General features: G+C 62.5%; 27 protein-coding genes, 1 tRNA gene and 1 pseudogene. 15 read left to right on the top strand and 14 right to left on the bottom strand.

Translation table 11 applies throughout. From position 1 onward, the window contains the following. Positions 1 to 83: 83 nt before the first annotated feature. The 4 genes from ACMUJL_RS07735 to ACMUJL_RS07720 all read right to left on the bottom strand — a co-directional run bounded on the left by ACMUJL_RS07735 (position 84) and on the right by ACMUJL_RS07720 (position 3,567). Complete coding sequence (locus ACMUJL_RS07735) at positions 84 to 707, bottom strand: 50S ribosomal protein L25/general stress protein Ctc (protein ID WP_375569192.1); 624 nt, start codon at positions 705 to 707, stop codon at positions 84 to 86. A 116-nt stretch (positions 708 to 823) separates the two neighbouring features. After that, a complete protein-coding gene (locus ACMUJL_RS07730) occupies positions 824 to 1,471 on the bottom strand; it encodes a hypothetical protein (protein WP_375569193.1) in 648 nt (215 codons plus the stop codon). Between the two features lie 286 nt (positions 1,472 to 1,757). Further along, positions 1,758 to 2,126 carry a GFA family protein gene (locus ACMUJL_RS07725; RefSeq protein WP_375569195.1) on the bottom strand — a complete coding sequence of 123 codons (369 nt, stop codon included), beginning with the start codon at positions 2,124 to 2,126 and terminating at the stop codon, positions 1,758 to 1,760. Between the two features lie 274 nt (positions 2,127 to 2,400). Then, the gene (locus ACMUJL_RS07720; protein ID WP_068288702.1) at positions 2,401 to 3,567 is read right to left on the bottom strand and encodes an alpha-hydroxy acid oxidase; all 1,167 of its coding nucleotides are present in this window, start codon (positions 3,565 to 3,567) and stop codon (positions 2,401 to 2,403) included. A gap of 122 nt (positions 3,568 to 3,689) precedes the next feature. Here ACMUJL_RS07720 and ACMUJL_RS07715 point away from each other — a divergent pair, with 122 nt between their 5' ends. After that, positions 3,690 to 4,130, top strand: coding sequence for a MaoC family dehydratase (locus ACMUJL_RS07715; RefSeq protein ID WP_068288699.1), 441 nt, complete (start codon positions 3,690 to 3,692; stop codon positions 4,128 to 4,130). A 12-nt stretch (positions 4,131 to 4,142) separates the two neighbouring features. On the opposite strand, the gene trpA is transcribed toward ACMUJL_RS07715, so the two are convergent. Beyond that, a complete protein-coding gene (gene trpA / locus ACMUJL_RS07710) occupies positions 4,143 to 4,934 on the bottom strand; it encodes a tryptophan synthase subunit alpha (RefSeq protein ID WP_068288696.1) in 792 nt (263 codons plus the stop codon). A gap of 136 nt (positions 4,935 to 5,070) precedes the next feature. Here trpA and ychF point away from each other — a divergent pair, with 136 nt between their 5' ends. Then, positions 5,071 to 6,168 carry a redox-regulated ATPase YchF gene (gene ychF / locus ACMUJL_RS07705; protein WP_068288692.1) on the top strand — a complete coding sequence of 366 codons (1,098 nt, stop codon included), beginning with the start codon at positions 5,071 to 5,073 and terminating at the stop codon, positions 6,166 to 6,168. A 237-nt stretch (positions 6,169 to 6,405) separates the two neighbouring features. Further along, on the top strand, positions 6,406 to 6,633 hold the full coding sequence (locus tag ACMUJL_RS07700; protein ID WP_375569199.1) for a hypothetical protein: 228 nt from the start codon (positions 6,406 to 6,408) through the stop codon (positions 6,631 to 6,633). An 80-nt stretch (positions 6,634 to 6,713) separates the two neighbouring features. Here ACMUJL_RS07700 and ACMUJL_RS07695 read toward each other — a convergent pair whose 3' ends face one another. Together ACMUJL_RS07695 and ACMUJL_RS07690 are read right to left on the bottom strand one after the other, a co-directional pair. Then, positions 6,714 to 7,412: a YjbF family lipoprotein gene (locus ACMUJL_RS07695; RefSeq protein WP_375569201.1), complete on the bottom strand. Its 699-nt coding sequence runs from the start codon at positions 7,410 to 7,412 to the stop codon at positions 6,714 to 6,716. Between the two features lie 2 nt (positions 7,413 to 7,414). Next, entirely contained in the window at positions 7,415 to 9,529 is a 2,115-nt protein-coding gene (locus tag ACMUJL_RS07690; RefSeq protein ID WP_416914213.1) for a YjbH domain-containing protein, read from the bottom strand. A gap of 327 nt (positions 9,530 to 9,856) precedes the next feature. Between ACMUJL_RS07690 and ACMUJL_RS07685 the strand changes: the two genes are divergently transcribed. The 3 genes and pseudogenes from ACMUJL_RS07685 to ACMUJL_RS07675 all read left to right on the top strand — a co-directional run bounded on the left by ACMUJL_RS07685 (position 9,857) and on the right by ACMUJL_RS07675 (position 11,142). Next, positions 9,857 to 9,946: transfer RNA gene (locus tag ACMUJL_RS07685), tRNA-Ser, on the top strand. Positions 9,947 to 10,244: 298 nt separating this feature from the next. Then, positions 10,245 to 10,547: pseudogene (locus tag ACMUJL_RS07680) on the top strand (integrase core domain-containing protein); the annotation flags it as partial. Between the two features lie 115 nt (positions 10,548 to 10,662). Continuing rightward, entirely contained in the window at positions 10,663 to 11,142 is a 480-nt protein-coding gene (locus tag ACMUJL_RS07675; RefSeq protein ID WP_375569205.1) for a hypothetical protein, read from the top strand. 145 nt (positions 11,143 to 11,287) lie between these two features. Here the strand turns inward: ACMUJL_RS07675 and ACMUJL_RS07670 are convergent, their stop codons facing one another. From ACMUJL_RS07670 to ACMUJL_RS07655, 4 genes are read right to left on the bottom strand one after another with little or no spacing between them, the layout of a single operon-like run. Beyond that, positions 11,288 to 12,061, bottom strand: a complete 774-nt coding sequence (locus tag ACMUJL_RS07670) for a hypothetical protein (protein WP_375569207.1) — start codon at positions 12,059 to 12,061, stop codon at positions 11,288 to 11,290. After that, positions 12,012 to 12,887, bottom strand: a complete 876-nt coding sequence (locus ACMUJL_RS07665; protein ID WP_375574052.1) for a hypothetical protein — start codon at positions 12,885 to 12,887, stop codon at positions 12,012 to 12,014. The genes ACMUJL_RS07670 and ACMUJL_RS07665 overlap by 50 nt, the downstream gene beginning before the upstream one ends. Beyond that, positions 12,887 to 13,348, bottom strand: a complete 462-nt coding sequence (locus ACMUJL_RS07660) for a hypothetical protein (RefSeq protein ID WP_375569209.1) — start codon at positions 13,346 to 13,348, stop codon at positions 12,887 to 12,889. The genes ACMUJL_RS07665 and ACMUJL_RS07660 overlap by 1 nt, the downstream gene beginning before the upstream one ends. A 1-nt stretch (position 13,349) precedes the next feature. Continuing rightward, positions 13,350 to 13,535 carry a helix-turn-helix transcriptional regulator gene (locus ACMUJL_RS07655; protein WP_375569211.1) on the bottom strand — a complete coding sequence of 62 codons (186 nt, stop codon included), beginning with the start codon at positions 13,533 to 13,535 and terminating at the stop codon, positions 13,350 to 13,352. 178 nt (positions 13,536 to 13,713) lie between these two features. On the opposite strand from ACMUJL_RS07655, the gene ACMUJL_RS07650 reads away from it, so the two are divergent. The 5 genes from ACMUJL_RS07650 (at position 13,714) to ACMUJL_RS07630 (ending at position 18,330) form a co-directional block, all read left to right on the top strand. Then, positions 13,714 to 14,103 (top strand): chemotaxis protein CheW, encoded by a 390-nt coding sequence (locus tag ACMUJL_RS07650; RefSeq protein WP_375573979.1) that lies wholly within the window; start codon positions 13,714 to 13,716, stop codon positions 14,101 to 14,103. 61 nt (positions 14,104 to 14,164) lie between these two features. Further along, complete coding sequence (locus tag ACMUJL_RS07645; RefSeq protein ID WP_416914212.1) at positions 14,165 to 15,058, top strand: CheR family methyltransferase; 894 nt, start codon at positions 14,165 to 14,167, stop codon at positions 15,056 to 15,058. Between the two features lie 5 nt (positions 15,059 to 15,063). Continuing rightward, entirely contained in the window at positions 15,064 to 15,450 is a 387-nt protein-coding gene (locus ACMUJL_RS07640) for a response regulator (RefSeq protein WP_068287166.1), read from the top strand. Next, the gene (locus ACMUJL_RS07635) at positions 15,447 to 15,866 is read left to right on the top strand and encodes a hypothetical protein (RefSeq protein ID WP_375569216.1); all 420 of its coding nucleotides are present in this window, start codon (positions 15,447 to 15,449) and stop codon (positions 15,864 to 15,866) included. The genes ACMUJL_RS07640 and ACMUJL_RS07635 overlap by 4 nt, the downstream gene beginning before the upstream one ends. 700 nt (positions 15,867 to 16,566) lie before the next feature. Next, positions 16,567 to 18,330 (top strand): sugar phosphorylase, encoded by a 1,764-nt coding sequence (locus ACMUJL_RS07630; RefSeq protein ID WP_375569218.1) that lies wholly within the window; start codon positions 16,567 to 16,569, stop codon positions 18,328 to 18,330. On the opposite strand, the gene ACMUJL_RS07625 is transcribed toward ACMUJL_RS07630, so the two are convergent. Both ACMUJL_RS07625 and ACMUJL_RS07620 read right to left on the bottom strand, forming a co-directional pair. Beyond that, positions 18,324 to 19,544, bottom strand: coding sequence for a glycosyl transferase (locus tag ACMUJL_RS07625; protein ID WP_068287172.1), 1,221 nt, complete (start codon positions 19,542 to 19,544; stop codon positions 18,324 to 18,326). The two genes, ACMUJL_RS07630 and ACMUJL_RS07625, sit on opposite strands and share 7 nt — an antisense overlap. Next, positions 19,537 to 20,337, bottom strand: coding sequence for an HAD-IIB family hydrolase (locus ACMUJL_RS07620; protein WP_375569220.1), 801 nt, complete (start codon positions 20,335 to 20,337; stop codon positions 19,537 to 19,539). The genes ACMUJL_RS07625 and ACMUJL_RS07620 overlap by 8 nt, the downstream gene beginning before the upstream one ends. Positions 20,338 to 20,545: 208 nt before the next feature. Between ACMUJL_RS07620 and ACMUJL_RS07615 the strand changes: the two genes are divergently transcribed. Beyond that, positions 20,546 to 21,469 (top strand): acetamidase/formamidase family protein, encoded by a 924-nt coding sequence (locus ACMUJL_RS07615; RefSeq protein WP_068287179.1) that lies wholly within the window; start codon positions 20,546 to 20,548, stop codon positions 21,467 to 21,469. A gap of 4 nt (positions 21,470 to 21,473) precedes the next feature. On the opposite strand, the gene ACMUJL_RS07610 is transcribed toward ACMUJL_RS07615, so the two are convergent. Next, positions 21,474 to 22,631, bottom strand: a complete 1,158-nt coding sequence (locus ACMUJL_RS07610; protein ID WP_375569223.1) for a mandelate racemase/muconate lactonizing enzyme family protein — start codon at positions 22,629 to 22,631, stop codon at positions 21,474 to 21,476. 175 nt (positions 22,632 to 22,806) lie between these two features. Between ACMUJL_RS07610 and ACMUJL_RS07605 the strand changes: the two genes are divergently transcribed. From ACMUJL_RS07605 to ACMUJL_RS07595, 3 genes are all read left to right on the top strand, one after another. Next, the gene (locus ACMUJL_RS07605; protein ID WP_375569225.1) at positions 22,807 to 23,700 is read left to right on the top strand and encodes a LysR substrate-binding domain-containing protein; all 894 of its coding nucleotides are present in this window, start codon (positions 22,807 to 22,809) and stop codon (positions 23,698 to 23,700) included. 124 nt (positions 23,701 to 23,824) lie between these two features. Then, a complete protein-coding gene (locus ACMUJL_RS07600) occupies positions 23,825 to 25,501 on the top strand; it encodes a sulfatase-like hydrolase/transferase (RefSeq protein ID WP_375569227.1) in 1,677 nt (558 codons plus the stop codon). A 50-nt stretch (positions 25,502 to 25,551) separates the two neighbouring features. Further along, the gene (locus ACMUJL_RS07595) at positions 25,552 to 26,607 is read left to right on the top strand and encodes a TAXI family TRAP transporter solute-binding subunit (protein WP_068287186.1); all 1,056 of its coding nucleotides are present in this window, start codon (positions 25,552 to 25,554) and stop codon (positions 26,605 to 26,607) included. Positions 26,608 to 26,647: the final 40 nt, after the last annotated feature.

Here is a 26,647-nt window from a genome sequence, read left to right as displayed (position 1 = left end):
GGCCACAAGGCCGCGCATGTGAAAAAGGCGCGACCCCGGAAGGTCGCGCCTGTCTGTCACTGTCCCGCAAGGGGTGGACGCGATCACTCTTCGGTGTCGTCGCCTTCGGCGTCGTCATCCGCACCCGAAGAGCGCAGGCCCGACGGAGCCGAGATGTTGGCGATCACGAAATCGCGGTCGATCGTCGGCTTGCTGCCTTCCGGCAGCGACACGGACGAAATGGTGATCACGTCGCCGATGCTCAGGCCCGCCAGGTCCACGGTCACGTGATCCGGAATGTCACCGGCCAGCACGTTCAGTTCGACCTCGGGACGCACGATGGTCAGCACGCCGCCCTTTTTCAGGCCGGGGCATTTGTCGTGGTTGATGAAGTCGACGTGGATGAACAGGTTGATCCGGCTGGTGCGACGCAGGCGCATCAGGTCCAGGTGGGTCGGCAGGTCCTTGACCACGTCGCGCTGCACGTTGCGGCAGATGACGCGGACGTCTTCCTGGCCTTCAACCTTCAGGTTGAACAGCGTCGACAGGAAACGGCCCTGCTTGAGGCGCTTGAGCAGCGCGTTGAAGGGGATGTTGATTGCCAGCGGCTCTGCGCCACCACCGTAAACGATCCCCGGAACCATGCCGTCGCGACGTGCTTGGCGAGCGGCGCCCTTGCCTGTCCCCGTCCGGACATGGGCGTGAAGATCAGGAATTTCTCCAGCCATAATATCTCTCCAAAGTTAGGGCGGACATCCTCCAAGGCTGTATGTCCGCGTGAAGTCGCGCGTATAGACGCATTCACCCTGCTTGAAAAGGGGGGAATCGCCCGGTTTTCGCGGTTTCAGTCCTCATCCGGTGCGCTGTCGCCCAGGGTCGTGACCAGATGGCCGCCTGCCGCCAGGATACTGTCATGCAGGGCGAATTCATCGGTCCGCGCTGCGCGCAGCCGTGCCTCCACCTGTGGGCTGATCGGCGTGGGCGCGGGGGGCGAGACGTTCTTCTGGTTGGTCTTCACCTCGAAACCCAGCCGGTCCGACAGGAACTGGCGAAAGACTACCGGGCGTTCATAGGCGAACAGGTGATCGATGCGAATCGTGCCCTGCCGGTCCGACACGAAGGCCAGCTGGTTGCCCAGCCGGGCGTAGGGCGGTGGATCGTCCTGCAAAGAGGCCAGCACGAACTCATCGAAACTCAGGCCCGCCGCGCTGTTGGGCCGGCCTGCCGTATCGGGGCGCTGGCGGTAACGATACCAGCTGCGGACCTGCTCCAGCGGGTCGCGGATCACCGCCACCCGTTCCGGCGTCAGCCCGTGCGCCTGCGCCAGATAGGGCGCGAAATGCCGGTCATATTTGCGCGCGGTCATGTGCTTGATCGCGGCGCGCCCCGCCAGCACGATATCCGCCTTGCCCCTGAGCGCCAGGTGATAGGCCGTGCTGCCCGTCTTGGGCACGGCAAAGAGAACCAGATTGGCAGCGGCGAAAACCAGCATCAACAGCACCTTGTCACGTTACGCCGCCACACTGCCCCGGCGCGGGCAGGCTGTCAAAGCGATCCCGCGGGGAAGGGGGCCGGACACCGCGCGGAATCAAGGTGCCCGCACCGCCGCGCGCCTCAGTGACACGCCCCCCGGAAACAAATCGGCGGCGGCGATTTTGCAACCGTAGTGGCACGAACTGAGGCTCGATGACTGGGCGGGGATAAACTGCCCCAGACAGAGGTTGGATCGCCACCCCGCGTGTCGGCGATGGCGGGGGCCTCTATCAGCCCCCCCGATGTCAACCGGGCAGCCCGTCAAAACCCGCGATCAGGGCCAGATCATCGTCCCAATCCGCGCGACTGGACAGGCAGATATGCGCGGTTGGCCGCAGGCCAAGCGGGCTGTCAAGCGACCCCGCCGGCACGACAAGAACACCCTCCTCGGCCTGCAAAAACGGCAGCGCCGAACCGCAATCGCGGCAAAAGCACTTCACATGCCGGGTTCCCGGAAGCCGGAAGGTCGTGATCTTGTCCTCGCCCGCAAGCCAGGTGATCCTGGCCTTGGACGAGAACAGGTTCGCCGCATGTGACGAACCGCTATCCTTGCGGCAGCGCGCGCAATGACACAGGAAAAAGCTGTCGAACTCCCCCGATATGTGAAAGCTCACGTCGCCGCAAAGGCACTTTCCCTGCGCCAGGTTGTCCACTCGAAAGCCTTTCGATTTGCATCAGGCGCCCCGACTGTCGCTGCTCACGTCCTCATGTTCCGGCTCAAGCCGAAAAGCGATCGGAATACGCCTCAGGGCATCGGATCAAGACAGGGAAAAGGCGGGCTCCACCCCGCAAACCGTTAACAAACCCTTACCGCCGTCCCGCAACCCGTTGAAATCATTGCCCCCGGAAAATGTCCCATCATGGGACACCCCCGAAGGTTCTTGCGGATCAGGCCTGCCAGCGGCCCTCGAAGCCCTCGGGCACCAGCAGCACGTCGCGGTTCAGCTCCTCGATCCGGCGCTTGCCACAGAGCGCCATCGAGATGTCCAGCTCCTTGTGGATCACCTCAAGCGCGGTCTTCACGCCTTCCTGACCCATCGCGCCCAGACCATAGACAAAGGCCCGCCCGATATAGGTGCCGCGTGCCCCCATCGCGACCGCCTTCAGCACGTCCTGGCCCGACCGGATGCCGCTGTCCAGATGCACCTCGATCTTGTCGCCCACCGCATCGAGGATCGAGGGCAGCGCGCGGATCGAGCTGATCGCCCCGTCCAACTGCCGCCCGCCGTGGTTCGACACGATGATCGCATCCGCCCCCACGCTCAGCGCCATCTTCGCGTCTTCCGCGTCAAGGATGCCCTTGAGGATGACCTTGCCGCCCCATTCTTCCTTGATCTTGGCGATTTTGCCCCAGTCAAGGCTGGGATCGAACTGCTCGGCCGTCCAGGCCCCCAGGCTCGATGCGTCGGAAATCCCCTTCACATGGCCGACGATATTGCCGAAATGCCGCCGTTTGGCCGACAGCATCCCGATCCCCCAGCTCCACTTGGTGGCCAGGTTGATCATGGTGGGGATCGTCAGTTTGGGCGGCGCGCTCAGGCCGTTCTTGAGGTCCTTGTGCCGCTGGCCCAGGATCTGCAGGTCCAGCGTGATCACCAGCGCCGAGCATTTCGCATCCTTGGCCCGCTGGATCAGGCGGCTGACATAATCGGTGTCCTTCATGGTATAAAGCTGGAACCAGAAGGGTTTCGACGTCGCGCCCGCCACATCCTCGATCGAGTTGATGGACATGGTCGACAGGGTGAACGGCACGCCGAAACGCTCTGCCGCGCGCGCGGCCTTGATCTCGCCATCGGCGCATTGCATGCCGGTCAGGCCAACGGGGGCCAGCGCCACCGGCATGGTCACGTCCTGTCCGATCATCTGGCTTGCGGTGCTGCGGCCGGTCATATCCACGGCGACACGCTGGCGCAGGCGGATCTGGTCGAAATCCGATGTGTTCTCGCGGAAGGTCTGTTCCGTCCAGCTGCCGCTTTCCGCGTAATCATAGAACATCTTGGGCGTCTTGCGCCGGTAGATGCGCTTGAGATCGTTGATGTTCGTGATCACGGGCATGGCGGCGGCCTTTCGCAGGATTTGGTTAGCTTTGGTTACCAATCGGGGCGTTATCAGGCAATCATTCATTTGCAGCCTGCCAAGCGCGGGTTAGTCTTGGCCGAAACAGAAGGGGGGATGCCATGTTTTTCGATGATCTGCCGGTGGGGTTTCGGTTCGAGACCGGGGCAAGGACCCTGCCGCTTGACGCGATCACCGATTTCGCGCGGCTCTGGGATCCGCAGCCTTTCCATCTGGATGCCGAAGCCGCGGCCGCGTCGCCCTATGGCGGGATCATCGCCAGCGGGTTTCACACGATGCTGACCTCTTTCACCCAGACGCTTGAGGCCGGTATCTGGAACGAGGCGTCGATGGGATCGCCGGGCATGAGCGATGTGCAATGGCTGCGCCCGGTGCGCCCCGGCGATACGCTGACCACGCGGGCCGAGGTCGTGGCCTCGGTCCCGTCAGCCTCGCGGCCTGACCGCGGGCGCACGACCATCGCCTACGAGGTGGTCAACCAGGATGGGGACGCGGTCATGCGCTACACGGCCATCCATATCCTGCGCCGCAAGGCCGCCTGAGGCCTGATCCTGTCAGGCGCGATGCGCGCCGTCCGCCAGCGACCGCACGAAGGCCAGCACATCGGCCACCGGGCGGCCCTTTGCCAGTTCCGCGACAATGGCGCTGCCCACGACGCAGCCATCGGCAACGGCGGCAATGCCCTGCGCGGCCTCGGGCGTCTTGATGCCGAAGCCCACGATCAGCGGCAGATCGGTCTGCGATTTGATCCGCGCCACTTCGGGGGCAACATCGGCGGCGCTGGCCTCGGCCGAGCCGGTGATCCCGGTGATCGACACGTAATAGACGAACCCGCTGGTATTCTGCAGCACCTTGGGCAGGCGCTTGTCATCGGTGGTCGGTGTGGCCAGGCGGATGAAGTTGAGCCCTGCGTTCTGCGCGGGGATGCACAGTTCGTCATCTTCTTCCGGGGGCAGGTCGACGACGATCAGCCCGTCGATCCCCGCCGCCTTGGCATCAACCAGAAAGCGGTCGACCCCGCGATTGAAGATCGGGTTGTAGTAACCCATCATCACGATCGGGGTCGTGTTGTCGGTCTGGCGGAATTCTGCCGCCATATCCAGCGTCTTCTGCAGGGTCTGGCCCGCCTCGAGCGCGCGCTGTCCGGCCAGCTGAATGGTTTCGCCGTCCGCCATGGGATCGGTGAAGGGCAGGCCCATCTCGATGATGTCCACGCCGGCGGCGGGCAGCCCCTTGATCAGCTCAAGCGAGGTCGCGTAATCCGGATCGCCCGCCATGACATAAGCCACGAAGGCTTTCTTTCCCTCGGCCTTGAGGGTGGCGAATTTGGCGTCGATACGAGTCATTGGCGGCTGTCCTTCCCTGCGATTGCCCCGATGTGCCGCAAACGCGAGGTAAACTCAATCCTTGATGCAGTCTGCGCCCTTGCCCCGCGCGCCGCCCCGGCTTAAGAGCGGAGCGTTGCAGACAAGGAGGCCGCAGATGGGTTTCAAGATGGGAATCGTGGGACTGCCCAACGTGGGCAAGTCGACGCTGTTCAATGCGCTGACCCGGACAGCGGCGGCGCAGGCGGCGAATTTCCCGTTCTGCACGATCGAGCCGAACGTGGGCGAAGTCGCCGTGCCGGATCATCGGCTGGATACCCTGGCGAAGATTGCGGGATCCAAGCAGATCATCCCGACGCGGATGACCTTTGTCGATATCGCAGGCCTTGTGAAAGGCGCATCGAAGGGTGAAGGCCTGGGCAACCAGTTCCTGGCCAATATCCGCGAATGCGATGCTATCGCCCATGTTTTGCGGTGTTTCGAAGACGATGACATCACCCATGTCGAAGGCCGTGTTGACCCTGTCAGCGATGCCGAAACCATCGAGATGGAGCTGATGCTGGCCGATATGGAAAGCATCGAGAAGCGGCTTCAGGGGCTGGTGCGCAAGATCAAGGGTGGTGACAAGGATGCCGTGCAGCAGGACACGCTGCTGCGCAAGGCCCTGGCCGCGCTTGAGGCGGGCAAGCCTGCGCGCACTGTTCAGGTCGATGCCGAGGATGCAAAGGCCTGGCGGATGCTGCAGCTGCTGACCACCAAACCGGTGCTTTACGTGTGCAACGTGGCCGAGGAAGACGCGGGCACAGGCAATGCATTGTCGGCCCGCGTGGCCGAGATGGCGGCGGCACAAGGCAATTCGCATGTCGTGATTTCCGCACGGATCGAAGAAGAGATCAGCCAGCTGGACGAAGAAGAAGCCCAGATGTTCCTGTCCGAAATGGGTCTGGAAGAACCTGGTCTGGACCGTTTGATTCGCGCAGGCTACGCGCTGCTGCACCTTGAGACCTATTTCACTGTCGGCCCCAAGGAAGCGCGCGCCTGGACGATCCGTCAGGGCACCGCCGCGCCACAGGCCGCGGGCGTGATCCACGGTGATTTCGAGCGTGGATTTATCCGCGCGGAAACCATCGCCTATGATGATTTCGTGACGCTGGGCGGCGAGCAGCCGGCCAAGGAAGCGGGCAAGATGCGATCGGAAGGCAAAGGCTATGTCGTCAAGGATGGCGATGTGCTGCATTTCCTGTTCAACACCTGATCCATCGCCCTGCCGACAGATGTGAGCTTTCGTGGTGAACCTGGGCCGGCAGGGTGACGAAAAGGCATGGATCGCGACGGGTGCGCAGGCTGTTTCGTGGCAATTTTAATCAATAGTACAGATTTTTCGACATAAATGCCGAAAGCAGGGAGATGCCACCTTCCGCGAAGGGTAACTTTGTAGTAACCCTGACGCAGAGGCGAAGCCTTTTTGTTTGGTTCAATGTTGGAGAATGTTATGAAAAAAATTGCCCTCGCAGCCGCAATCGCCGCTGCATCGGTTACGCCGGTTCTGGCGAATGATGCAAACCCCGCTGATGATCTGACCATCCTGTCCTCGCAGGGCGCGCCGATTGCCGGTGGCATTCTTGGCGGTGCGTCGGTTACGACGGTCGTGACATTGGCCACGCTGGGCCTGGTGACCGTCACCGTGGCAGGGGCCAGCAGCGGCACCGGCACGAACTGATCCCGACCGGATCGCGGAAAACAGAAAAAGGCACCCATTGGGTGCCTTTTTTGTTCGATCGGCCCGAGAACGGCGGCGTCTCAGGGGCGGAGCACCTGAAGTGACAACGGTCCGACCAGCGTGGGCAGCCATTGCCGGGACTGGATCACCATCCCCGCCGCGTCGATGACATAGCTGTTGCGAAACCGCAGATCGCCCGCTGCGCAGTCTTCGGTCATGGCGCGCCCCGTCAGTCCGGTTGCCGTCCGGGTTTGCCCCCCAACGGCAAGGGTGCAGTCCAGCGCGATCTCGCGCGTGATGTCCTCGCCATCCAGTACCTGCATGACGCGCCTGGCCTGGCCAGGCTTGCCGGATCGCAGCAGCGCCAGTGTTTGGTCGACCTCGGATGCCATCAGATCACGCCCCAGCCCGCGTGTGGCCGTCACAAGCCCTTGCCGCAGGACCAGCGTCTGGCGGGTGCCTGTCGCATAGGTGCGCCAGGGGCCGTTGTCGCGCACGCCGACCATGTAGAAGGGCGCGGTTCCGTTCATGGGTTGCGCCAGCGTCACGGGCGCGTTTGTCTGCGCAAGGACCAGGGCCGGATCGGCAAGACCCTGCGACAGCGCGGGGGCAGACCCTCCGAACGGCAGGGCCACGCCCAGTTGGGCGGCGACACCCTTGGACAGCGCGCCATAGTTGATCCGGGTCGGGTCATTGCTGCACCCTGCCAGTTGCGTGGCCACCAACGCTGCGGCCAGCAGTCGCGCTGCAGTGGACCGGTTCGGCAAGAGATCCGCCATCCTCATCTCCAGACACGCCCCCATTTCTTTTCCAGCTCCGGCCGGTGGTAGTCGCGCACCTGTTCATAAAGCCGATCCCGCAGATCCAGGCGCGCACCACCGTCACGTGTCAGCGGGCGAACCGTCAGGTTGCCCTGTCGCCGCGACGGTTGCCCCAACACGTGACCAATGGGCACGGTGATCCGGAACCCCTTGTCGAAGGATCCTTCGCCGAAGTCTTCGGGCGAGACATCGGTCAAGGTCGCGAACACGCCCAGACGCCAGCCATTCGCGAATTCCCGATCGAGGCTGAAGGTCGCCCCGACATCCCCGGCCAGGTAGCGGCCGATATCCAGCTGGCCGTGGAAGCCCTGGCCCAGATCGTAATAGGCCGAGACATGGCCCGTCGTCACCTCGTAGTCGCGCAGGCCGAAAAGCTGGTTGAAATCGCGCTGCCGGACCTGGTTCACCTCGATACCCAGCGCAAGACGGCTGTCCACGGGTTTCCACAGAAGTTCGGCCGAGAGGCCCGCATACATCTGTTCCAGATAGCCCGCCGACACCCGCGCATAGAGATCGCGCCCCGGTCGCATGTAATGTGTCAGTGTCAGATGGTCGATCGACGGGTCACCCTCGCGGGCATAAAGCGCATAGTCGGTCCGGACACGGGGCAGGGCCGAGGCATCACGCCGGCCGATGCTGTCCAGATTGCCCGCCAGGCGTTTGGATGCGGTGCCGGACAGGATCAGGCCGGGGGCGAGGCGCAGATCCGCCCGCGCCGTGGCCAGAAGATCTGCGCGCACCGGGCTGTCCGGGTCGAACAGGCTGTAGCGCAGGTTCGGCCCGAATGACCATGTCAGGGCCGGGGTGGTTCCCTGCGCCGGGTCACGGGCCGTATCCGGGGCTGCCGTGATCCGCGTGACATCCAGCAGGGCAGAGGCGGGTGCGTTCTCAAGGTTTTCCAGGTCACTGCGCCGCAGGGTGATGGCCGACATGGCCATGCCATTGACCACGGGCACGATCACGAAAGTCTCGATCGATCCGGGCAGGATGCGCGACATGATACGCGCGCTGCGCCCGATGGCCTGGGGTTCCGAGGCATAGACAGGGTTGACCAGTCGCAGGGTGGCGCGATCGGCCGATAGCGTCAGTCCATCCATGACAAGGCGCTCGCGGTTCAGCGCCTGGGCCAGTTGTGCGGGCAGGCTGTCCTTCTGCCCGCTGTCCTGCTGCCAGCCAAGATCCCGCCGTTCCGGCGCGGTGCGGCGGTAGACCGGCGCAGGGGCCGTTTCGGTGCCGCCCGGTACGCCTGTGCTGCGCGGATTGGTGTGCAAAGTGATTTGCGCGCCGATGGTCGTGCCTTGCAACGCCACCACAGAGGCCTGCACCCCCTCGGCGATCCGGTAATCCACGCCGATGTTCCAGGCTGTCTTGGACGAGAGCAGACCGTTCGACACCTCTTCCGAAAAGGCGTCGGATGAATATTCCGCCTTCAGGGTCAGCCGGTCGTTCACTGCCCATTCCACCCCGCCAAAAGCGGCCATGTCGCCACGAAACCAGCGGTCATAGCTGGGCACGCCGCCCTGTTCCAGCAAGTCGGTGGGCCGTGCGCCCGTGCTGGCGAACGGGTTCCGGGTGCCAAGGCGCCCCCAGCCCAGACCGCCTGTGACGCGCAACTGCGGCGTCAGGCTTTTGCTGGCCACGATATATTCGGCCCCGTAAAGCGAGGTGCCGGCGAAATCCTGCAAGCCGATGGTGACGGCCGGACGATAGCGCCCTTCGCGCAGGACCTGGTAGCGCAGATCGAAGCTGCGGTCGTAATAGGTCTGACCGTCAAGGCCGGGCAGGGGTTGCCCCCCCAGCCGGGTCAGCCCGTCAAGGGCGGCGTAGCGGAAGCTGCCCGACAGGCGCGGCGTGATCTGAAAGGTTATCGTGCTGCGCGTGATCCCCCCGATCCGCGACAGGCTGCCCGACAATGTGGCATCCGGCGCCATCGCGGCGCTGGGCATCTCGATCAGGCCCGGCGCGCCGTTGAGGTTGAAGCCGGGGATGTCGCGGGAGTTGCCGGAAAGCGCAAGCCCCGTCAGGTCCTGCGCCTGCAGGGGCTGCGCGAGGGCGAGGCAAAACACCAGTGCCACGGGGCCGTGGCATGCTGGCGGACGCTTGCGAAGCAGCGCTCTGCCGATCATGCGACAGCCGGATTTCGCAGGCTTCATAGGACCATCCCTGTTCACACACCACACCCCACCTGACTAGGTCAAACCCGTGATCATGTCCATGCCCGCGCGCCCCGCCCGCCGCTTTCCAGGCCGGACTGTGCCCGCAAGCCGACAATCGGCCCCCGCCCGCAGGTCCGGGGCGGTCCATCGGGCCGCGATACCCGGCAAGGCGGCCAGCCTTCGAGATGTGCGTTTGCGCCTATTTTCCCCTTGTCCCCCGCTCGTGTGATGGATAAACCCATCCGCGGAGATGTGGCCGAGTGGTCGAAGGCGCTCCCCTGCTAAGGGAGTAGGCCCGAAAGGGTCTCGTGGGTTCGAATCCCATCGTCTCCGCCACTTTACCCTATCAAGCTATTGTTTTTAAACAAAAAGATGTTTTTGTGTCCCCCGCTATATCCCCCACTTTGACGTGGACTGCCCCGGAATATGGGGGAAAAGCCAAAACTCCAGCATTGCTGCTTTTGCTTCTGTCGGGCGGGTCAGCTTCGCGGGCAGGCGGCAGATAGGGAAACGCAGCCGCATAGAGAAACACCGTCACTGAATGCAGATTGTCTGACGTCAGCACCCGCTGCGCAATTTAGTGGCTGCGCAGGTTGCCATAACCTACCAGCAGCCCTTCTTCCCGATGTGCTATGGCGCTGAGTTCATCGCCAAGAAGGTGCGGGCCTGAAGCGGAGCGGTCGGTGCCAAGACGGCTTTCATGGCACTAGGGTCACCTTGGGAGAACGGCTATTGCGAGAGCTTCAACGCACGGTTCCGGGATGAACTGCTGAATGGCGAGGTTTTCTAGTCACTCAGGGAGGCAGAGATCCTGATCGAAAGGTGGCGCCGCCACTACAACACCGTCAGGCCACACAGTGCGCTGGGATACCGTCCACCAGCGCCCGAGAGCATCGCCCCAATTGACCAGCGGCCTACCGATGCACTAACAATCTAACCGGACCACTCGATGGGGGCAGTCCAGATCCAAAATGGCAACGATTGATTGCCGCGCTTTCAACTATGCCTATCACCGTCGGTCAATCCAAAAGGTATGAAGAAAGAAGGCTAAGGTGAAAAAACGAGAATTTTTCGGGTTGTCTGAAGCTGAGCAAGAGGCTTGGGTAATTCAGAAGTTTCCAGACTTTGAGGCGAAGGCGTATGATGACACATGTTTCGGAATGTTTTTCGATGTCCTAGATGACCAAGTTTCTGAATATGTCGAGTATGCAGAAGACTACGAAACATTCGATATTCTGAATTCTGCGCTTTCAGGCTTCACTGAAAGTCGCCAAGCAGAAATTGAGGCAGGTGCCTCATTGTCCCAAGCCGAAAAACTCGCACTTAAGCGTTACATCGCAGACCAAGACATTGACGGTTGGACAGGTCTGCACGGATGGAATGCTGAATGTGATGACGGTCAGGTGTTCGTCGTTTTTTGGGGCTTCTCCGAAGGACAAGGAGGTATCCGCCTAGAGTACGCCCGCGCATTCGAAACGCGAAAACAAGCCGATGACTGGCTCGAGACCTTCGAAATCTTCTCCCAAATGTAGAGGATGATATCCCCCTGCTTCAGCCGAAATCGTTTGACGACCCGCTGGCAGAGTTGGCGCGCGATGGGGCCCGCCGGATGCTTGCGATGGCGCTCACCGAGGAAAATCTAACAATTAGATTTTTCGGATACGAAGGAGGATGTCGCTAATTTTTCAGCCACGCGGTGCCAAGATAATCCAAGGTCGCGCCGCAGCGGCACTGGACTTTCCACCTTGCCGTGGCAGGTCGAGCACGCATCTCGAACCCGCAGAAGGGACAAATACCACCAGTCCCACCGGGAATTGAAACCCTACGGTAGGGAACCTTGATCCAACCGTCCGGCGCATCATTCTCGGTCGGCCCCGCGCTACGCCATGAACCCAGAACCAAATCGATGGCGAACTCCTTGTCGGGGAGTTGTTCGTTCCTCTCCAGCTTGCTTTCGAGATACGTTCGAACCCGATCCCTCTGCGACGATATTGTTCGTGTACCGACATGATCTGCGACGTCGCTTAAGCCGGCAAGATACTCCTCAACGATACCTTGAGATCTTTTCAGTCGGTCGTCAGTGCTGGCTCGTTCATTCCTAATCTGTCGCTGGTTTCGCCTCTCAAGAAGTTTCTCGCCGCGCAAAAATTGATCCGCCGCAACAGGATCGATGGACTTTATCTCATCTGCGACGTCATCGATGAAGTCGGCCGCGTTCTCCTCTCCGATCTCGCCGATGATGCCCAGAAAAGCGTCATAGATATCGGCGCCGCGTCGAAGCCCGGATTTCGGTTCGACCTCGAGCGGCTCGTCTTCGTCCTCCGGATCCAGAATGGTCTGCTCAGCTGAGAGCGTGTACGAGCTGTCTTCTAGGCGTTCGAGCGTAACGGTCCATCTCCAGTCATAGCCAGCCATGTTGCTCCCGAAATATTCGAAGATCACCTTCTTCATATGCACCGCCTGACGGAGTTTTCTGAGAACCCATCTTTTCGGGATGGGCAGCCTGATCTGACTGGTTCAGTTTGATTGTTAGTGCATGTCCGGTCTTTGGTCCATCTGGAGGATGGTTTCGAGCGTCGGCTTTCGACCTTGAACAAATGGGTGACGGCGCATCGCGACACGGATGTGGTCTCGCCCGAGAACCGCGAGCTTGCGCGGGAGCCTGACCGCTGTTCAGGACGCCTGCCAACTCCTCGTTTTGCTTCATCCAAGTATCGGCTTCGTCCAGCAGCAGCGTCGGCTGCCAAGCCTCGATCGCCCGGAAGATCGCCGCCGGACTGGCATTCGAGACGATGAAGCCCCGGTGTGCCATCGCGTCGATCACCTCCAGCAGCGTTGACTTGCCGCAAGCCTTGGTCGGTGATGTCACCAGAAGGCGCGGCCACAAGCGCCAAGTGTCCATGAGGTAGGAACCGATGATCCAAAGCGTGGCGCAGTCAGCATCCCCGCACGCCCCAAAGACAACATGCGCTTTCAGGCGGTGGCGGATTTCTTCGGCCAAGAATGCGCCGTCAACCGGATCCGGCCAGATCTCGACCGTCTCAATGGCCGTTGCTGTATCTTGATCCGCATTACCGCCTGTATGGCGGGCGCGGATCTTGTTCACCTCGTCGTCGAGAAAGGTTGGACGCCAGCCCAGACGCTTCGCGGCGGCCCTACGCTCCCCTTCGTATTCAGCGAGGTTCAGTGTGGCCAGACGCTTGATCTCCGCCTGTGCGGCTGCGGCGGTCACTTCCTCCACTTGCGGCGTGTCGACCCATTCGTTGCTTGCGTCCATTACGCGGACCTCCCCTGAACATGGCGTAGGAAGGCGGTGCGCTCGGTTTTGGTGAAGCTGCGCCACAAGTCCTTGAACACACGCTTGCGCATCTGTTTGCCAAGGGCGCGCTGGCCTAGCTTCTCCATCGCCACAGCAGCGTAAATCTCCAACTCTGCCGGATGTGCAACATCGGCCCAGAAAGCAGCATCGGCCCGGATATCGCCCCAAGGATCGAAACCGGGCATTCCGGCGGCGGCTTCGTCCAGCACCGCCACGCAGATCTGCGCGGCGTCCTTGGGGGCCAGATCCGTCAGCGCCATCACAGCGGCATCCCACTTCATGATGCGATATTTTGTTGCAGTGTTTGCGCTTGCCTCGCCTTGTGCTACGGTTGGGCTATCCACCGCAGTCGCATAGCGGTTATCCCGGCCCGGTTCCTGTTCCAGCAGGCTCCGGGTCATTTCTTTCTCATCGCTCATATCACGCGACCTTTTCGGTGCGGGCTTCAAGCCAAGCGGTTACGTCACTTTCACGCCAGCCCACCAACCGCGCGCCCAAAGCAACGGGCTTAGGAAATTCGCCCTGCTGGATCCACAAGTAGATGGTTGACCGGGATAGCCCGGTGCGAGCTTCAACTTCGGGGCGTCGCAGGATGCGTTCTGCCATGTTCGTTCCTTTCCGAGAGGACGCAACGGGATTGTTGCGGGTCATGTCGGAAAGGTAGAAGAGAGCCCGAGCTCTATTAAGGTTCAGGTTTTCGCTTTTCCAGAACCACTCGAGGAGGCTCGCGGCCGACCGCTTTTTTCAAAGTGTCTTTGGCTCTGCGGAGGTAGGTTTTCAGAGTATCGACGTCGTCCGCGAGATCCGCGGCTGGTCGCCGACGACGGTGTTGCCTCACTCGCCCCCCCATATAACCGGCGTGATCAACTTGCGCGGAACCGTTGTTGCAGTGGTCGATCTTGCGGCACGCCTCGGCTTGCCCCAGACGGTGCCCACGCCACGGCATGTTGTGATCATCGTATCCGTGAACAGTCAGACGGTCGGCCTGCTCGCCGATGTCGTCTCGGATATCCTCGGCATAGATGAAGGCTCGGTGAAGCCTGTGCCTGACGTTGGACCGGATCCCACCCGCGCCTTCATCACCAACCTCATAACGCATGATGATGGCCGGATCTTGCGCAAGCTGGACATGGACAAGATCCTGCCGCGATCTGCCGGAGGGCAGCCATCGTGAACTTTGGCACTGTGGTGAAGCATGAGGTTCTGGCGTGAACTCCCCCGTGCAGGACGCCAGAATGCGCTGGTCGGGCGAAGCGACCATGTCGCTGTCGGATACCGATTTCGCGACACTCGCGGCACTTATCCATCGAGAGACCGGGATCGTGATCGGCGAGACCAAACGCAGCATGCTGATTTCGCGCCTTACGCGCAGGTTGAGGCAGCTGATGTTGCCCGGCTTTACGGCCTATATCCGGCTCGTCACCTCTCCGGAGGGTGAGGAAGAGCGTTCGGCGCTGATCTCGGCGATTACCACGAACGTGACAGGCTTCTACAGGGAACCGCACCATTTCGAGTCACTGGTGCGCATGGCGCCAGACCTTCTGGCCCGCGCCAAGTCCGGCAACCGGGTGCGGCTTTGGTCGGCAGGCTGTTCGACCGGGCAGGAGGCCTGCAGCATTGCTGCGGCGCTGCTTGACGCCATTCCCGACTTCTCGCGCCAGGATGTGTTGATCCTTGCCACGGATATCGATCCGAAGGTGATCGAGCAGGCCCGCAGCGGGGAGTATGACCGCGGGCTGCTTGGTGATGCGCCACCGCTCGCACTGCGAAACTGTATCGAGGACGGTTCGGTGCCGGGGCGGTTCGCCACCGTCCCCGCGCTGCGTGACCTGATCCGGTTCGAAGTCTTGAACCTGTTGGGGCCTTGGCCCTTCCAGGGATCCTTCGACGTGATCTTCTGCCGGAACGTCTTCATCTATTTCGACGATGAAACACGCCGCAGGCTCCTCATGCGTTTCGCGGCGCGCCTGCGGGCTGGTGGTACGCTCTTTCTGGGCCATTCCGAACGCCTCGACGTGGCGCTGGAGCCCTACTTCGACTCGGTGGGTTGGACCGAATACCGGCGATCGGGCCGAACGATCACAGACACCGACCTTTTGTCGGGACTGCAGCACGATGGAAGGAACTGAAAACCATGTCGCTCAAGAACTCGCTCCAACTGATGGTGGTAGATGACATGACGATCAGTCGTGGACTGGTCGAGCAATCACTTCTCGAGATCGGGATTCGCAATGTCCAGTACGAGAAGGACGGAGCGATGGCGCTGAAACGTCTGACGGCGGCCCCGGTGCATCTGGTGCTCTCGGACTACAACATGCCCGGAATGGATGGGATTGCTTTGCTCGAGGCGCTACGCTTGAACCGCTCGACGCAGAGGATCGGCTTCATCCTGATGACCGGGCGCGCGGACCGCGCGCTGATCGAACGAGGCCATTTCCTCGGGATGAACAATTTCATCGCCAAGCCGTTTTCCACTCTCAGCCTCAAGGTCTGCATCGAAAAGGTGGTAGGTCCACTGTGATCGTGATCGATGAAAGCCAGCAAGAGGCAACCGCGACACACGAGGTCGCTGATCTTGTCCCGGTCCACGACCTGCTTGCAGCCTGCGCAAGGGAGGCTGCGCGGATTGCGCTTGCGGCTGAAAAGCTCGATACGTCGATGGGGGCGCTACTGTCCCACTTTGCGGGCAAGCCTGATGGCGTCCGGACGGATGACACGCATGTCCGCACCTTGGCCCAGGACTTGCAGGACGCCGACCGGATCTGTCAGGAGTTGTCCGGGCTCGCCCGTGCGCTTGATCTTGCTGTCGCGGCGCAATCGATGACAGCGCTACTGTCTGCCGAACAAGTGCGGACGTGCACGCCACTTGGCACATTGCAAACCCGGCTTTTGTCACAGCGCAGCGCAGATAACCTGTCGGGGAGCGACAGGGGATGACGGCCAACCTTACTGTCACACGGACCATTCTGCATCGCGAAGTCGGATCAGACACTTTGAACGCGCAGCAAAGCTGATGATCTGTCCGATATCTGGATGCCAGGCTACACCAGTGGGCACCATGGCGACGGGGACTGTCGGTTTCCAGACACGAAAGGATCAGGACATGCAGGTCCACAAGAGCAGCGATGGCACTGATGATCGCGTAGAGGGCCGCTTTCGATGGTATCGCGACCTGCAGATGTCATGATTGCTGCGGCTACTGCGGAAAGAGAGCACATGCATCGCGCCGGCAGCCGTCATCAAAATGCATATGGCAACGCTAGGTGAAAATCGTCGACTGATACAATGATTTATCTGAAGCACGGGGCGGCGAGGCATCGTGAATGTCATTTTCCAATCCTGTCGCAGTGGGCAATTCAGCGATCGAATAAGCCCCCTGATCCAGTGTCCCAAACCGTCCAGCCCGCATGCGGCAGAGCCTGGCCGTTCTGCCGGAGGGGGACGGCCTTCGCTTGGGCAACAAGAACGAAGTGACCGCCACCACCGGCGCCGGGCGGCACGGTTCTGACCGCAAAAGGGGCAGGTCTGCTGCAAAGATGATCGGAACGGAGGGCCAGTGCACACCATGGTCCGGGCGCAGGGCCAAAGAGGTCGGCAGAGATTTGTCAGGGGCGCAGGGATGTGCTTGGTTGGCCTGATGGATACACAGGCCCCGAAGAAGTCCGACACGCATTCATTCGACCGCGCGCTGGCGGCATTGGTGACGCGCATCTACCCGGATCATGATCCTGCCGATCTGGCGCGACAGTGCATGGCCGCCTTGTGGCCCGATGGCCTGCATCGCCGCAAAAGGGCCCGGACCAGGGACAACCGACTGTGGTCGCAGGGCGACGTGCTGCTGATCACCTATGGCAATTCGCTGCTGGACGGATCCCACAAGCCGCTGGACCTGCTGAACGATTTCCTGCACCGCTACCTGCGCGACATGGTCAACGGCGTGCATGTGCTGCCGTTCTTTCCCTATACTTCGGATGACGGGTTCGCGGTGACCGATTTCCGCGCGGTCAACACGCAGTTGGGCGACTGGTCCGACATCAACCGCATCGCCGGGACGTTCAACCTGATGTCGGACCTGGTGCTGAACCACGTGTCCAGCCAGGGCCCCTGGTTCAACGCCTATCGGCAGGGCAAGCCACCGCATGACCGGTTCTTCTTCGAGGCCTCGCCCGAGGATGACCTGGGCATGGTGGTGCGCCCGCGCACCACGCCGCTGCTGCAGCCTGTCGAGACCGCGAACGGCCTGCGCCATGTCTGGTGCACTTTCAGCCATGACCAGATCGACCTGGATTTCCGCAACCCCGAAGTCTTGCTGGAATTCCTGCGGATCATCCGCCTGCATCTGGACAATGGCGTGCGGATCATCCGGCTGGATGCGGTGGCTTTCCTCTGGAAAGAAGTCGGATCGCCCTCGGTCCATCTGCCGCAGACCCATGCCATCGTGAAACTGATCCGGCTGCTGTGTGATTACGCCGTCGAACCCGTGATCCTGGTGACCGAGACCAATGTCCCCAAGGCCGAGAACCTGAGCTATTTCGGCAAGGGCGACGAGGCGCATGTGATCTACAACTTCCCCCTGCCGCCGCTGATCCTGCATGCGATGATGTCGGGATCGGCAAGGCATCTGGTGGAATGGCAACGCAGGATGCCGCCCGCGCCGCTGGGCTGCGCCTATCTGAATTTCACCGCCAGCCATGACGGGATCGGGATGCGCCCGGCCGAGGGGTTGCTGTCGGCCGCCGATCAGGCCGCGGTGATCCAGACCGTGCAGCGGATCGGCGGGCTGGTGTCCATGCGCGCCCTGCCCGGCGGGGGCGAGGCGCCTTATGAATTGAACACCACTTTCTTCGACGCGATGCGCCAGACGCTGGAAGGGCCGGATGATCAACATATCGCCCGTTTCCTGTGTTCGCAGACCATCGTGATGTCGCTTGAAGGGATCCCCGCCTTCTATATCCATTCGATGCTGGCGACCCCGAATGATCACGAGAGTGTCGAGAAGCGGGGCATGAACCGGGCGATCAATCGGCATCGTTGGGACTATCCCGCGCTGCAGGACAGGCTGGCGGACCCCGCCACCGATCAGGCGCAGGTTCTGGAAGGGCTGCGCGTGCGCCTGCGTATCCGGCGGCGGCAGGCCGCGTTCCATCCCAATGCCACGCAATTCACCATCCATACCGGCGATGACCGGCTGTTCGGCCTGTGGCGGCAAAGCCTGGACCGGCAGCAGTCGATCTTTGCGCTGCACAATGTCAGCGCCGATACGGTGACGCTGCCGATCATGCGCCTGAACCTGATCGAAGATGAAGACTGGACCGATCTTCTGACGGGGGCGGCGATCAATGACCAGGACATCGTCCTGGCCCCCTATCAATGCCTCTGGATCAGCAATCTGCGCTACTGATGCTCTTCCGCGTCCCGGGCCACGGCGGTCTGAAGGTCACGCAGGAAGTCAGGGTCCGCCGCGTGGATCCGGTTCCATGTCGGGATGAACGGCGTCTCGTGCGGGTTCTCGAGGAATGTCTGACCTGCGCGCATGATGTTTTCGGCGAACAGTTCGATCGAGGCTTCCTCGCCGTGCCGGTCCAGCGTCAGGCCGTTCATCTTCGCGTCCGAATGATAGGCCTCAAGCAGGTCCAGCGCGCTGCGGTAATAGGTGGCCTTGAGGGTGCGGAAGACATTGTTGGTGAAGACGGTGCCATCCGCCGCCAGCTTGCGAAAGATCGCCTTGCATATATCGGTGGACATGCGGTTCAGCCCGGTTGTCGCGTCCTCGGGGCTGAGGGTCTGGTGCTTGTGATCATAGGCATCCGCGATCTCGACCTGGCAGACGGCGGAGGGTGCCAGGTTGCGCCAGGCCTCGGACAGCACGCCGATTTCCAGCCCCCAGTCCGAAGGAATGCGCAGGTCGGGCAGGATATTGGTGCGCATGGCGAATTCGCCCGACAGCGGATAGCGGAAGCTGCGCAGGTAATCGAGATAGTCGCGATCCCCCACCACGCGCTTGAGCGCGATCAGCAGCGGGCTGACCAGCAGCCGCGTGACCCGCCCGTTCAGCTTGTCCTGGCCGATGCGCGCATAATACCCCTTGGCGACCTGGAACGGAAAGGTCGGGTTGGCGACCGGATAGATCAGCCGCGCCAGCAGTTCGTTGGTATAGGTCAGGATATCGCAATCATGGATCGCCATGACCGCACTGTCCTGGCAGCCGATCAGATAGCCGATCGAGGTCCAGACATTTTTGCCCTTGCCAGGTTCGGCGGGGCCAAGACCCATGCTGGCCAGCCGCGCCTCCATTTCTTGCATCCGGGGGCTGTCGTTCCAGATCACCACGTGGTTCTGGCCAAGGGCTGCAAAGAAATCGCGGGCATGGCGGAACTGCGCGGCATCGGCCCGGTCCAGGCCGATGATGATCCGGTGCAGATAGGTGACGCGCGACAGCTCGGACAGGATCTGCGGCATCGCTTCCGTCTCAAGCTCGGAATAAAGGCAGGGCAGGATCAGCGACATCTTGCGGGTCTGCGCGAAGGTCTCCAGCTCGTAGGTCATGTCCGGCAGGGCGCGCGTCCGCAGATTGTGCAGCGTGGCGATGTGCCCGTTCTGATGAAAATCAACCATGACCTTGCCTATCCTTCTGCAGGCCAAGCCTGTCGAGTAGCGCCAGAACGGCCCTGTTCCAGCCCACCGGGCCGGGCCGATCCGTGCGGATGATCCGCCCTGTATCCTCGCCCCGAAGGCGGGGCAGGGGGCTGTGATGCGGATTGCCGACGATCACGCCGATATCGGCCGCCTCCAGCATCTCGATGTCATTGGGGGCGTCGCCCAGGGCGATTGTCCGCGCCGGTCGGTAATGGGCGATCACTTCGGCCATGCGGTCTGCCTTGCTGCCGCCGAAGGACAGGGTCAGAAAACGCCCGCCTTGCCGGGCGGTCACGCCGCGCGCGCCCAGGGCCGCGACAAAGGCCGCGCGCCCGGCATCATCCCCCAGCCAGAGCCCCGGCTCGGAAAAATCACGCGCCTTCGCCCTTGCCGCATCGTCACGTGACAGGCCCGTCAGATCCATCACCTCGTCAATCGGCATGTCGGTGAAGCCGCGAAAGCCCTGCCTCAGGGCCGGGGGCAGGCGGTCCAGCTCCCGGCGCAGCGCGGCATGATCGCCTGGTCCTGCCCCTTGCCGCGCGCCGATCAGCCCGCAGCCGTTCTCGCAAATGGCCAGATGACCCGTCAGGCCCAAGCGATCCTGCAACTGCGCGATTTCCGCTGCGGTCTTGCTGCTGGACAGCACGACGGGCGCGCCGATCCGGGCCAGTTCCGCAAGCGCCGGTCTTGCCGGTTCCCAATCATAGGTGACATGGTCCAGCAAGGTCCCGTCAAGATCGGTGAAGACAACGAGAGGTATTGATGTCGTCATGCCCTCGAGTTTCACGGTCCCGTGCCGAAGTCGCAAGAATTAAGTGGCTATCTGGCCGGGATTTGACCGCCTGACGCCCGGTTGGCCCGTTTTTCGCCCATTGCCGCCGGAACGGCCGCAGGCCGCGCAGTTCCGCTTTCCAATTCCGCGCCGCCTCACGTAGAACCGCTGCAACGGGAGAAGACCCGGAACAGCAAGGACAATTCCGATGATCGTGAACGCCGGACCAAAGACCTGCCATTGGGGTTTCTTCAATGCCGATCTGCCGCCTGTTGCCACCGTGGCAAGCGGTGACGAGGTGACCATCAACACCGTCTCGGGCGGGCCGAACGTTCTGCCGGGGCCGGGCTTTGATGTGCCGCCCGAATTGCTGGAAATCCATGCCGCCGGCGTGCCAACCGTGCCGGGCCATATCCTGACCGGGCCCGTTGCCGTGGAAGGCGCCATGCCGGGCGACGTGCTGCAGGTGGATATCCTTGATGTGCGGCTGCGCCAGAACTGGGGCTATACCTTCATCCGGCCCCTGTCAGGCACCCTGCCGCAGGATTTTCCGCAGTATCACCACATGACCGTCCCGCTGGACGTCGCGCGGTCCGAGGCGACACTGCCCTGGGGGCTGAAGCTGCCGCTTGCGCCCTTCTTTGGCGTAATGGCCGTGGCACCGCCTGCCGCATGGGGTCGGATCTCGACGATCGAGCCGCGCGCCCATGGCGGCAACCTGGACAACAAGGAACTGGTGGCGGGCACCACGCTTTACCTGCCTGTCCACGCCGAAGGGGCGCTGTTTTCCTGCGGTGACGGGCATGGCGCGCAAGGCGACGGCGAGGTCTGCGTGACCGCGATCGAAACCGCCTTGCAGGGGCGCTTTCGCCTGACGATCCGCCGCGACATGGACGTGACATACCCCGAGGCGGAAACCCCGACCCATCTGATCACCATGGGCATGCATGCCGATCTGGACCGCTGCGTCGAGATCGCATTGCGCCGGATGATCACGCTGGTGGCGGCGCGGTCCGGCATCTCGCGCGAAGAGGCTTACATGCTGTGCTCGCTGGCGGGCGATCTGCGGATCACGCAGACCGTCAACCGCGAGAAGGGCGTGCACATGATGATGGCCAAGGCACTGCTTTAGGGCGTCAGGTGCCGCTGGCCTTGTGATAGAGCGCGCCGTAGGCGCTGGGCCGGAAACTGTCCAGCGCGGCTTCGGTATAGGTCGCGCGCTCCAGCCAGGCGGGGTTGATCTCCAGCCCCCAGCCGGGTGTGTCGGTGACGGTCACATGCCCGTCCGACACGGCAAAGGGCTGTCCAAGGAACAGGTCGCGCTGCCACGGGTAATAGTCGTCCCCCTCGATCGACAGTTCGAGGTATTTGCCCGCATTCGGGATCGCCGCCAGAAGATGCATGGTGCACATGGTGACAAGTGACAGGTTGGCCGCATGCGGTGTGCAGGGCAGTCCGGCCGCTTCGGCCATGCGCGCCACCTGCAAGGTCCGCGCCATGCCGCCCAGGTACATCACGTCGGGCTGCACCACATCCAAGGCGCGCATGTCGATCATCCGGCCCCATGTCGACAGGTCCCAGTCCTGTTCGCCGCCGGTCACATCGACCACAAGCGCCTGGGTCACGGCGCGCGTCGCCTCGAGGTCCCAGTAGGGGACGGGTTCCTCATAGTGGCCGATCCCGTGATCCTGCAGCATCCGGCCCACCGCGATGGCGCGCGGCACCGAAAAGCCGGAATTCGCATCGACCAGCTTGTCGATCCCGTCGCCAAGAGCGCGGGCCATTGTCGGGATGATCTCTTCGGTGCGACCGGGCCATTCATCAACATCCTCGCCGCATTCCGCGCCGATCCGCCACTTGGCCGCGGTAAAGCCCTGTTCCGCGCAAAGCCGGGTCAGGCGCTCGGCCTCATCGGCGGGCGTGATGTCGCGCTTCATCGAACTGGCATAGGCGCGGATGCGTCCGGGTGCGCCGCCCATCAGGCTGGCGACGGGTTTGCCCGCCCGCCGTCCCGCCATGTCCCACAGGGCCGTATCCAGCCCGGCCAGCGCCCGGCAGCGATAGGTGCCGGGATATTTATGCTCGCGCCGCTCGATCAGATGCACCAGCCCCGCGATGTCCTCGCAATCCGCGCCAAGCGCCCAGGGCACGATCTGGCGATGCAGGACCAGCGCCGTGATGTCGGCGTTATAGGTCGAGGTCTGCCCCCAGCCGAATGCGCCATCATCGGCGGTGATGCGGACGAAACAGACGAATTCGGTATGAAAGGTCTCGATACGGGCGATCTTGGGCAATCCGGCCTCCTTGGGTCTTCGGTCAAAGCCTAGGGTGGGCTGCAGCGGCTGGCAATGCCGCGCATATGCCCGCCGCGCTTGACAGGTGCGGTGCGCGGCGTTTCTCTGGCCGCCTGTCCCGCGTCCCTCCGGCATCAAAAGGCGGATCATGAACCAGGCGTTTTCCAGGCTGCGCATGCGCCATCTGCGTTGTTTTCAGGCCCTGGCCCTGCACGGCTCCGTGACTGCCGCCGCCGAGCGTCTGGGCAGTTCGCAGCCGGCCCTGTCGCGCACCCTGTCCGAACTGGAGGGGTTGATCGGCCAGCCCTTGTTTCACCGCACCGGGCGCGGCCTGTCCCTGACCGAGGCAGGCACGGCGCTGCGCCGGCATGTCGATACCGCGCTGTCGCAGCTTGAGGCAGGCACGCGGCTTGCGGCGGGTGGCTCGCCCGTGCCGGTCGTGGCGATCGGGATGCTGCCCAATGTCTCGCGGACCCTGGCGGTCGAGGCTGCGGCCAGTTTCAAGGTAGAGGCGCCCGAGGTCGATCTGCGCCTTTACTGGGCGTCGATCCCCGAACTTGTCGCACGTCTGCACCGGGCCGAGATCGACTTTATCATCGGGCGGCTGCTGGCGCTGGACTACATGCCCGGCATCCGGTTCGAGCATCTTTACTTCGAACCGCTGATCTTCGTGGTGGATCGCGATCATCCATTCGCGGCAGCACCCGAAGCCGTGACACTTGAAGACATCCGGGCCGGTCTGGTCGTGGTGCCGATGCCCGGCACGATCATCCGCATGGAGCTGGACAAGTTCGTGACCGCGCGCGGCCATGGCCCCTTTCCCAACAAGATCGAGACCGTGTCCTTCGAGTTCACACGCACTTTCCTGTCCTCCAGTCACGCGGTGGCCTGCGTCCCCCTTGGCGCCGTGCGGGGCGAACTGGCAGAGGGCCGGCTGGTGCGGCTGGGCCTGCAGAGCGAAGAACTGATGGGTTCGGTCGGCATGACCTATGCCAGTGACCGCAGTCCGACGCCCGAAGCCGCGCTGCTGCGCGACCACATGCGCCGCGCTGCCCAAGTCTATGCCTGATATGCCGAAAATGATATGACGTGATTGCGTAATCTATTTCCGCAACGCTGTCTTGGCTGCTAGCCTGACCCCAAGGGACCGCGCGAAACAAGCGTCGGACCTTGCAGGGAGGGGATCAGCGCCGATGGCAAAGCCACGGAACATTCTGTTCATCATGTTTGACCAGCTGCGGTGGGATTACCTGTCCTGTTATGGTCATCCGCATCTGAAAACCCCGCATATCGACCGGCTGGCGGCGATGGGGGTCCGGTTCGACCGCGCCTATATCCAGTCGCCGCTCTGCGGGCCCTCGCGGATGTCGACCTATACCGGGCGCTATGTGCATTCGCACGGGGCCAGTTGGAACAATGTGCCGCTGAAGGTTGGCGAGCTGACCATGGGCGACCATTTGCGCGACCTCGGCATGGGCTGCTGGCTAGTCGGCAAGACCCATATGAAGGCCGACGCCGAAGGCATGCGCCGCCTTGGGCTGGAACCCGACAGCGTGATCGGTGCGCGCGTGTCGGAATGTGGTTTCGACATCTTCGAGCGCGACGACGGCATGCGCCCCGAGGGCCCTGACGGCTACTACGATCCCGGCGGTGCGCTGAAATACAACGCGTACCTGCGCGAAAAGGGTTATGAGGGCGACAACCCCTGGCATGACCATGCCAATTCCGGCATCGATGACGATGGCAACGTGCTGTCGGGCTGGTTCCTCAACAACTCGGATCAGCCCGCCAATATCCGCGAGGAAGACAGCGAAACCCCCTATCTGACGCGGCGCGGGATGGAGTTCATCGCGGGGGCCAGCCAGCCCTGGTGCTGCCACCTCAGCTATATCAAGCCGCACTGGCCCTATATCGTGCCCGAACCCTATGCCTCGATGTTCGGGCCGCAGGATTTCCTGCCCCGCGTGGCCACGCAAGCCGAACGCGAGACGGATCACCCTGTCTTCAAGGGTTTTCAGAACGCGCCAGTGGGTCGCGCCTTTGCGCGTGACGATACGCGCGACAAGGTCTTGCGTGCCTACATGGGCCTGATCAAGCAATGCGACGACCAGATGGGCGTGCTGTTCGACTGGCTGGAAAACACCGGGCGCATGGACGACACGCTGATCGTCGTCACCTCGGATCACGGCGACTTCATGGGTGATCACTGGATGGGCGAAAAGACCTTTTTCCAGGATGCCAGCGTGCGGGTGCCACTGATCATCTATGACCCCTCGGAAGAGGCCGATGCCACGCGCGGCACGGTCTGCGATGCGCTGGTCGAATGCATCGACCTGTTGCCCACTTTCGTCGATGTGGCAGGCGGCGACGCCGCCCGGCTGGATCATGTCCTCGAGGGGCGCTCACTTTTGCCGCTGCTGCGTGGTGGCGATGCGCCCGCCCGCGGTGCGGTTTTCTGCGAATACGACTATTCCGCCACGCCGCTGGCCGGCAAGCTGGGTCTGCATCCCAAGGACGCGCGGATGTTCATGGTCTTCGACGGGCATTGGAAGATGGTCCATTTCGAAGGCGGATTCCGCCCGATGCTGTTCGACCTGGACAGCGACCCCGGCGAGGTCGATGACCTTGGCGCGTCCGAGGCGCATGCGGAGATCCGGGGCAAACTCTATGACAAGCTGTTCGCCTGGGCGCGCCGTCCGGGCGCGCGCACGACGATCTCAAATGCCACGTTGATGGCGGCGCGGGGCAAGACCGCGCGCAAGGGCGTTCTAATCGGTATCGTCGAGGAGGGCGATCTGGAGCCGGAACTGGTGGCCAAATACGTGGGCCGCAGGGTCCGTGACATGCGAGGAACAGGATCAAGGGACTGAACAGAGCGGGGCAGGAGGAGGCCCCGCCATAAATCAAAGGGAGAGGACACATGTTTTCAAGATCGACACGGACGACCGCCATGATTGCCGGCCTGATGCTGAGTGGCCAGATGGCCATGGCGCAGGCCAACCTGACCGTCGAGACATCCAGCGCGGGGAATTCGCCGCATCTGTCCACGCTGCATCTGGCCGATGTCGTGGGTCGCATGGGGATTGCGAACCTGCAGGTGCAGGAAGGGCAGACCGCCACCAATTCCATGCTCAACGTGGCCGAGGGAAAGTCGGATATCGCGACCGCCCCGACGCTGCTGCATTTCCTGCTGGAAAAGGGCCGTGGCCCCTTCAGCAGCGTGGGTGAACGTGGCCAGGAAATCGCGCCGAACGTCAAGGTTCTCTATACCTATAATGCAGGGGCATATGGCCTCTTTGCGCCGGTCGTGTCGGGGATCAACAGCTATACCGATATCAAGGGGCGCACGGTCTGGAACGGCCCGCCCTCGGGTGCGGCGCTGACCGTTGGACGCCAGACCCTGCAGCTGGGATCCGGCGGTTTCAAGGATGGCGAAGACTACAAGGGTCTGCAGACCAACTGGGGACAGCTGCCCACCACTCTGGTCGATGGGTCCGCCGAAGCCTTCATGGTGCCGATCACTTTTCCGTCCGATCGCGTCGTGACCGCGCTGGCGGCGGGCAATGTCAACATCATCTCGTTTCCCAAGGAGATCTGGGAAAGCGAAGGGATGCAGAAATTCCTCAAGGCCCCCGGCAATGCGCCGGTCGTCATCAAGGGCGAGGAAATGGGCTATGCCGAGGGTAGCGGCGTCACGCTGATTTCCGAGGACGGGATGTTCCGGTCGCCGGGCGTGCCTTTCGCAACCGTGGCGCGCGCCGACCTGCCCGATGACGTGGTCAAGGCCATCGTCGCGGCATATATCGCAACCCTGCCCGAGTTGAAGACGCGCTCGCCCTATGCGGGGAACGTGAACTATGACGTGGTCGATGCCGATGTGACCGGCCTGTGCAATGGCCTGTCGCTGAAATACCACCCCGGCGCGGTCGCGGCCTGGGAAGAGGCGGGATATGCCATCCCGGACTGCGCGAAGTGATCCGGCGGGGGCGGCCCGGCCGCCCCCTTGCCCCCCGTTC

Origin of the sequence: Seohaeicola sp. (assembly GCF_048006315.1) — a bacterium.
GTDB lineage: Bacteria > Pseudomonadota > Alphaproteobacteria > Rhodobacterales > Rhodobacteraceae > Seohaeicola.
The sequence above is the reverse complement of the archived record's forward strand: the minus strand, read 5'-3'. Positions and strand labels throughout refer to the sequence as shown.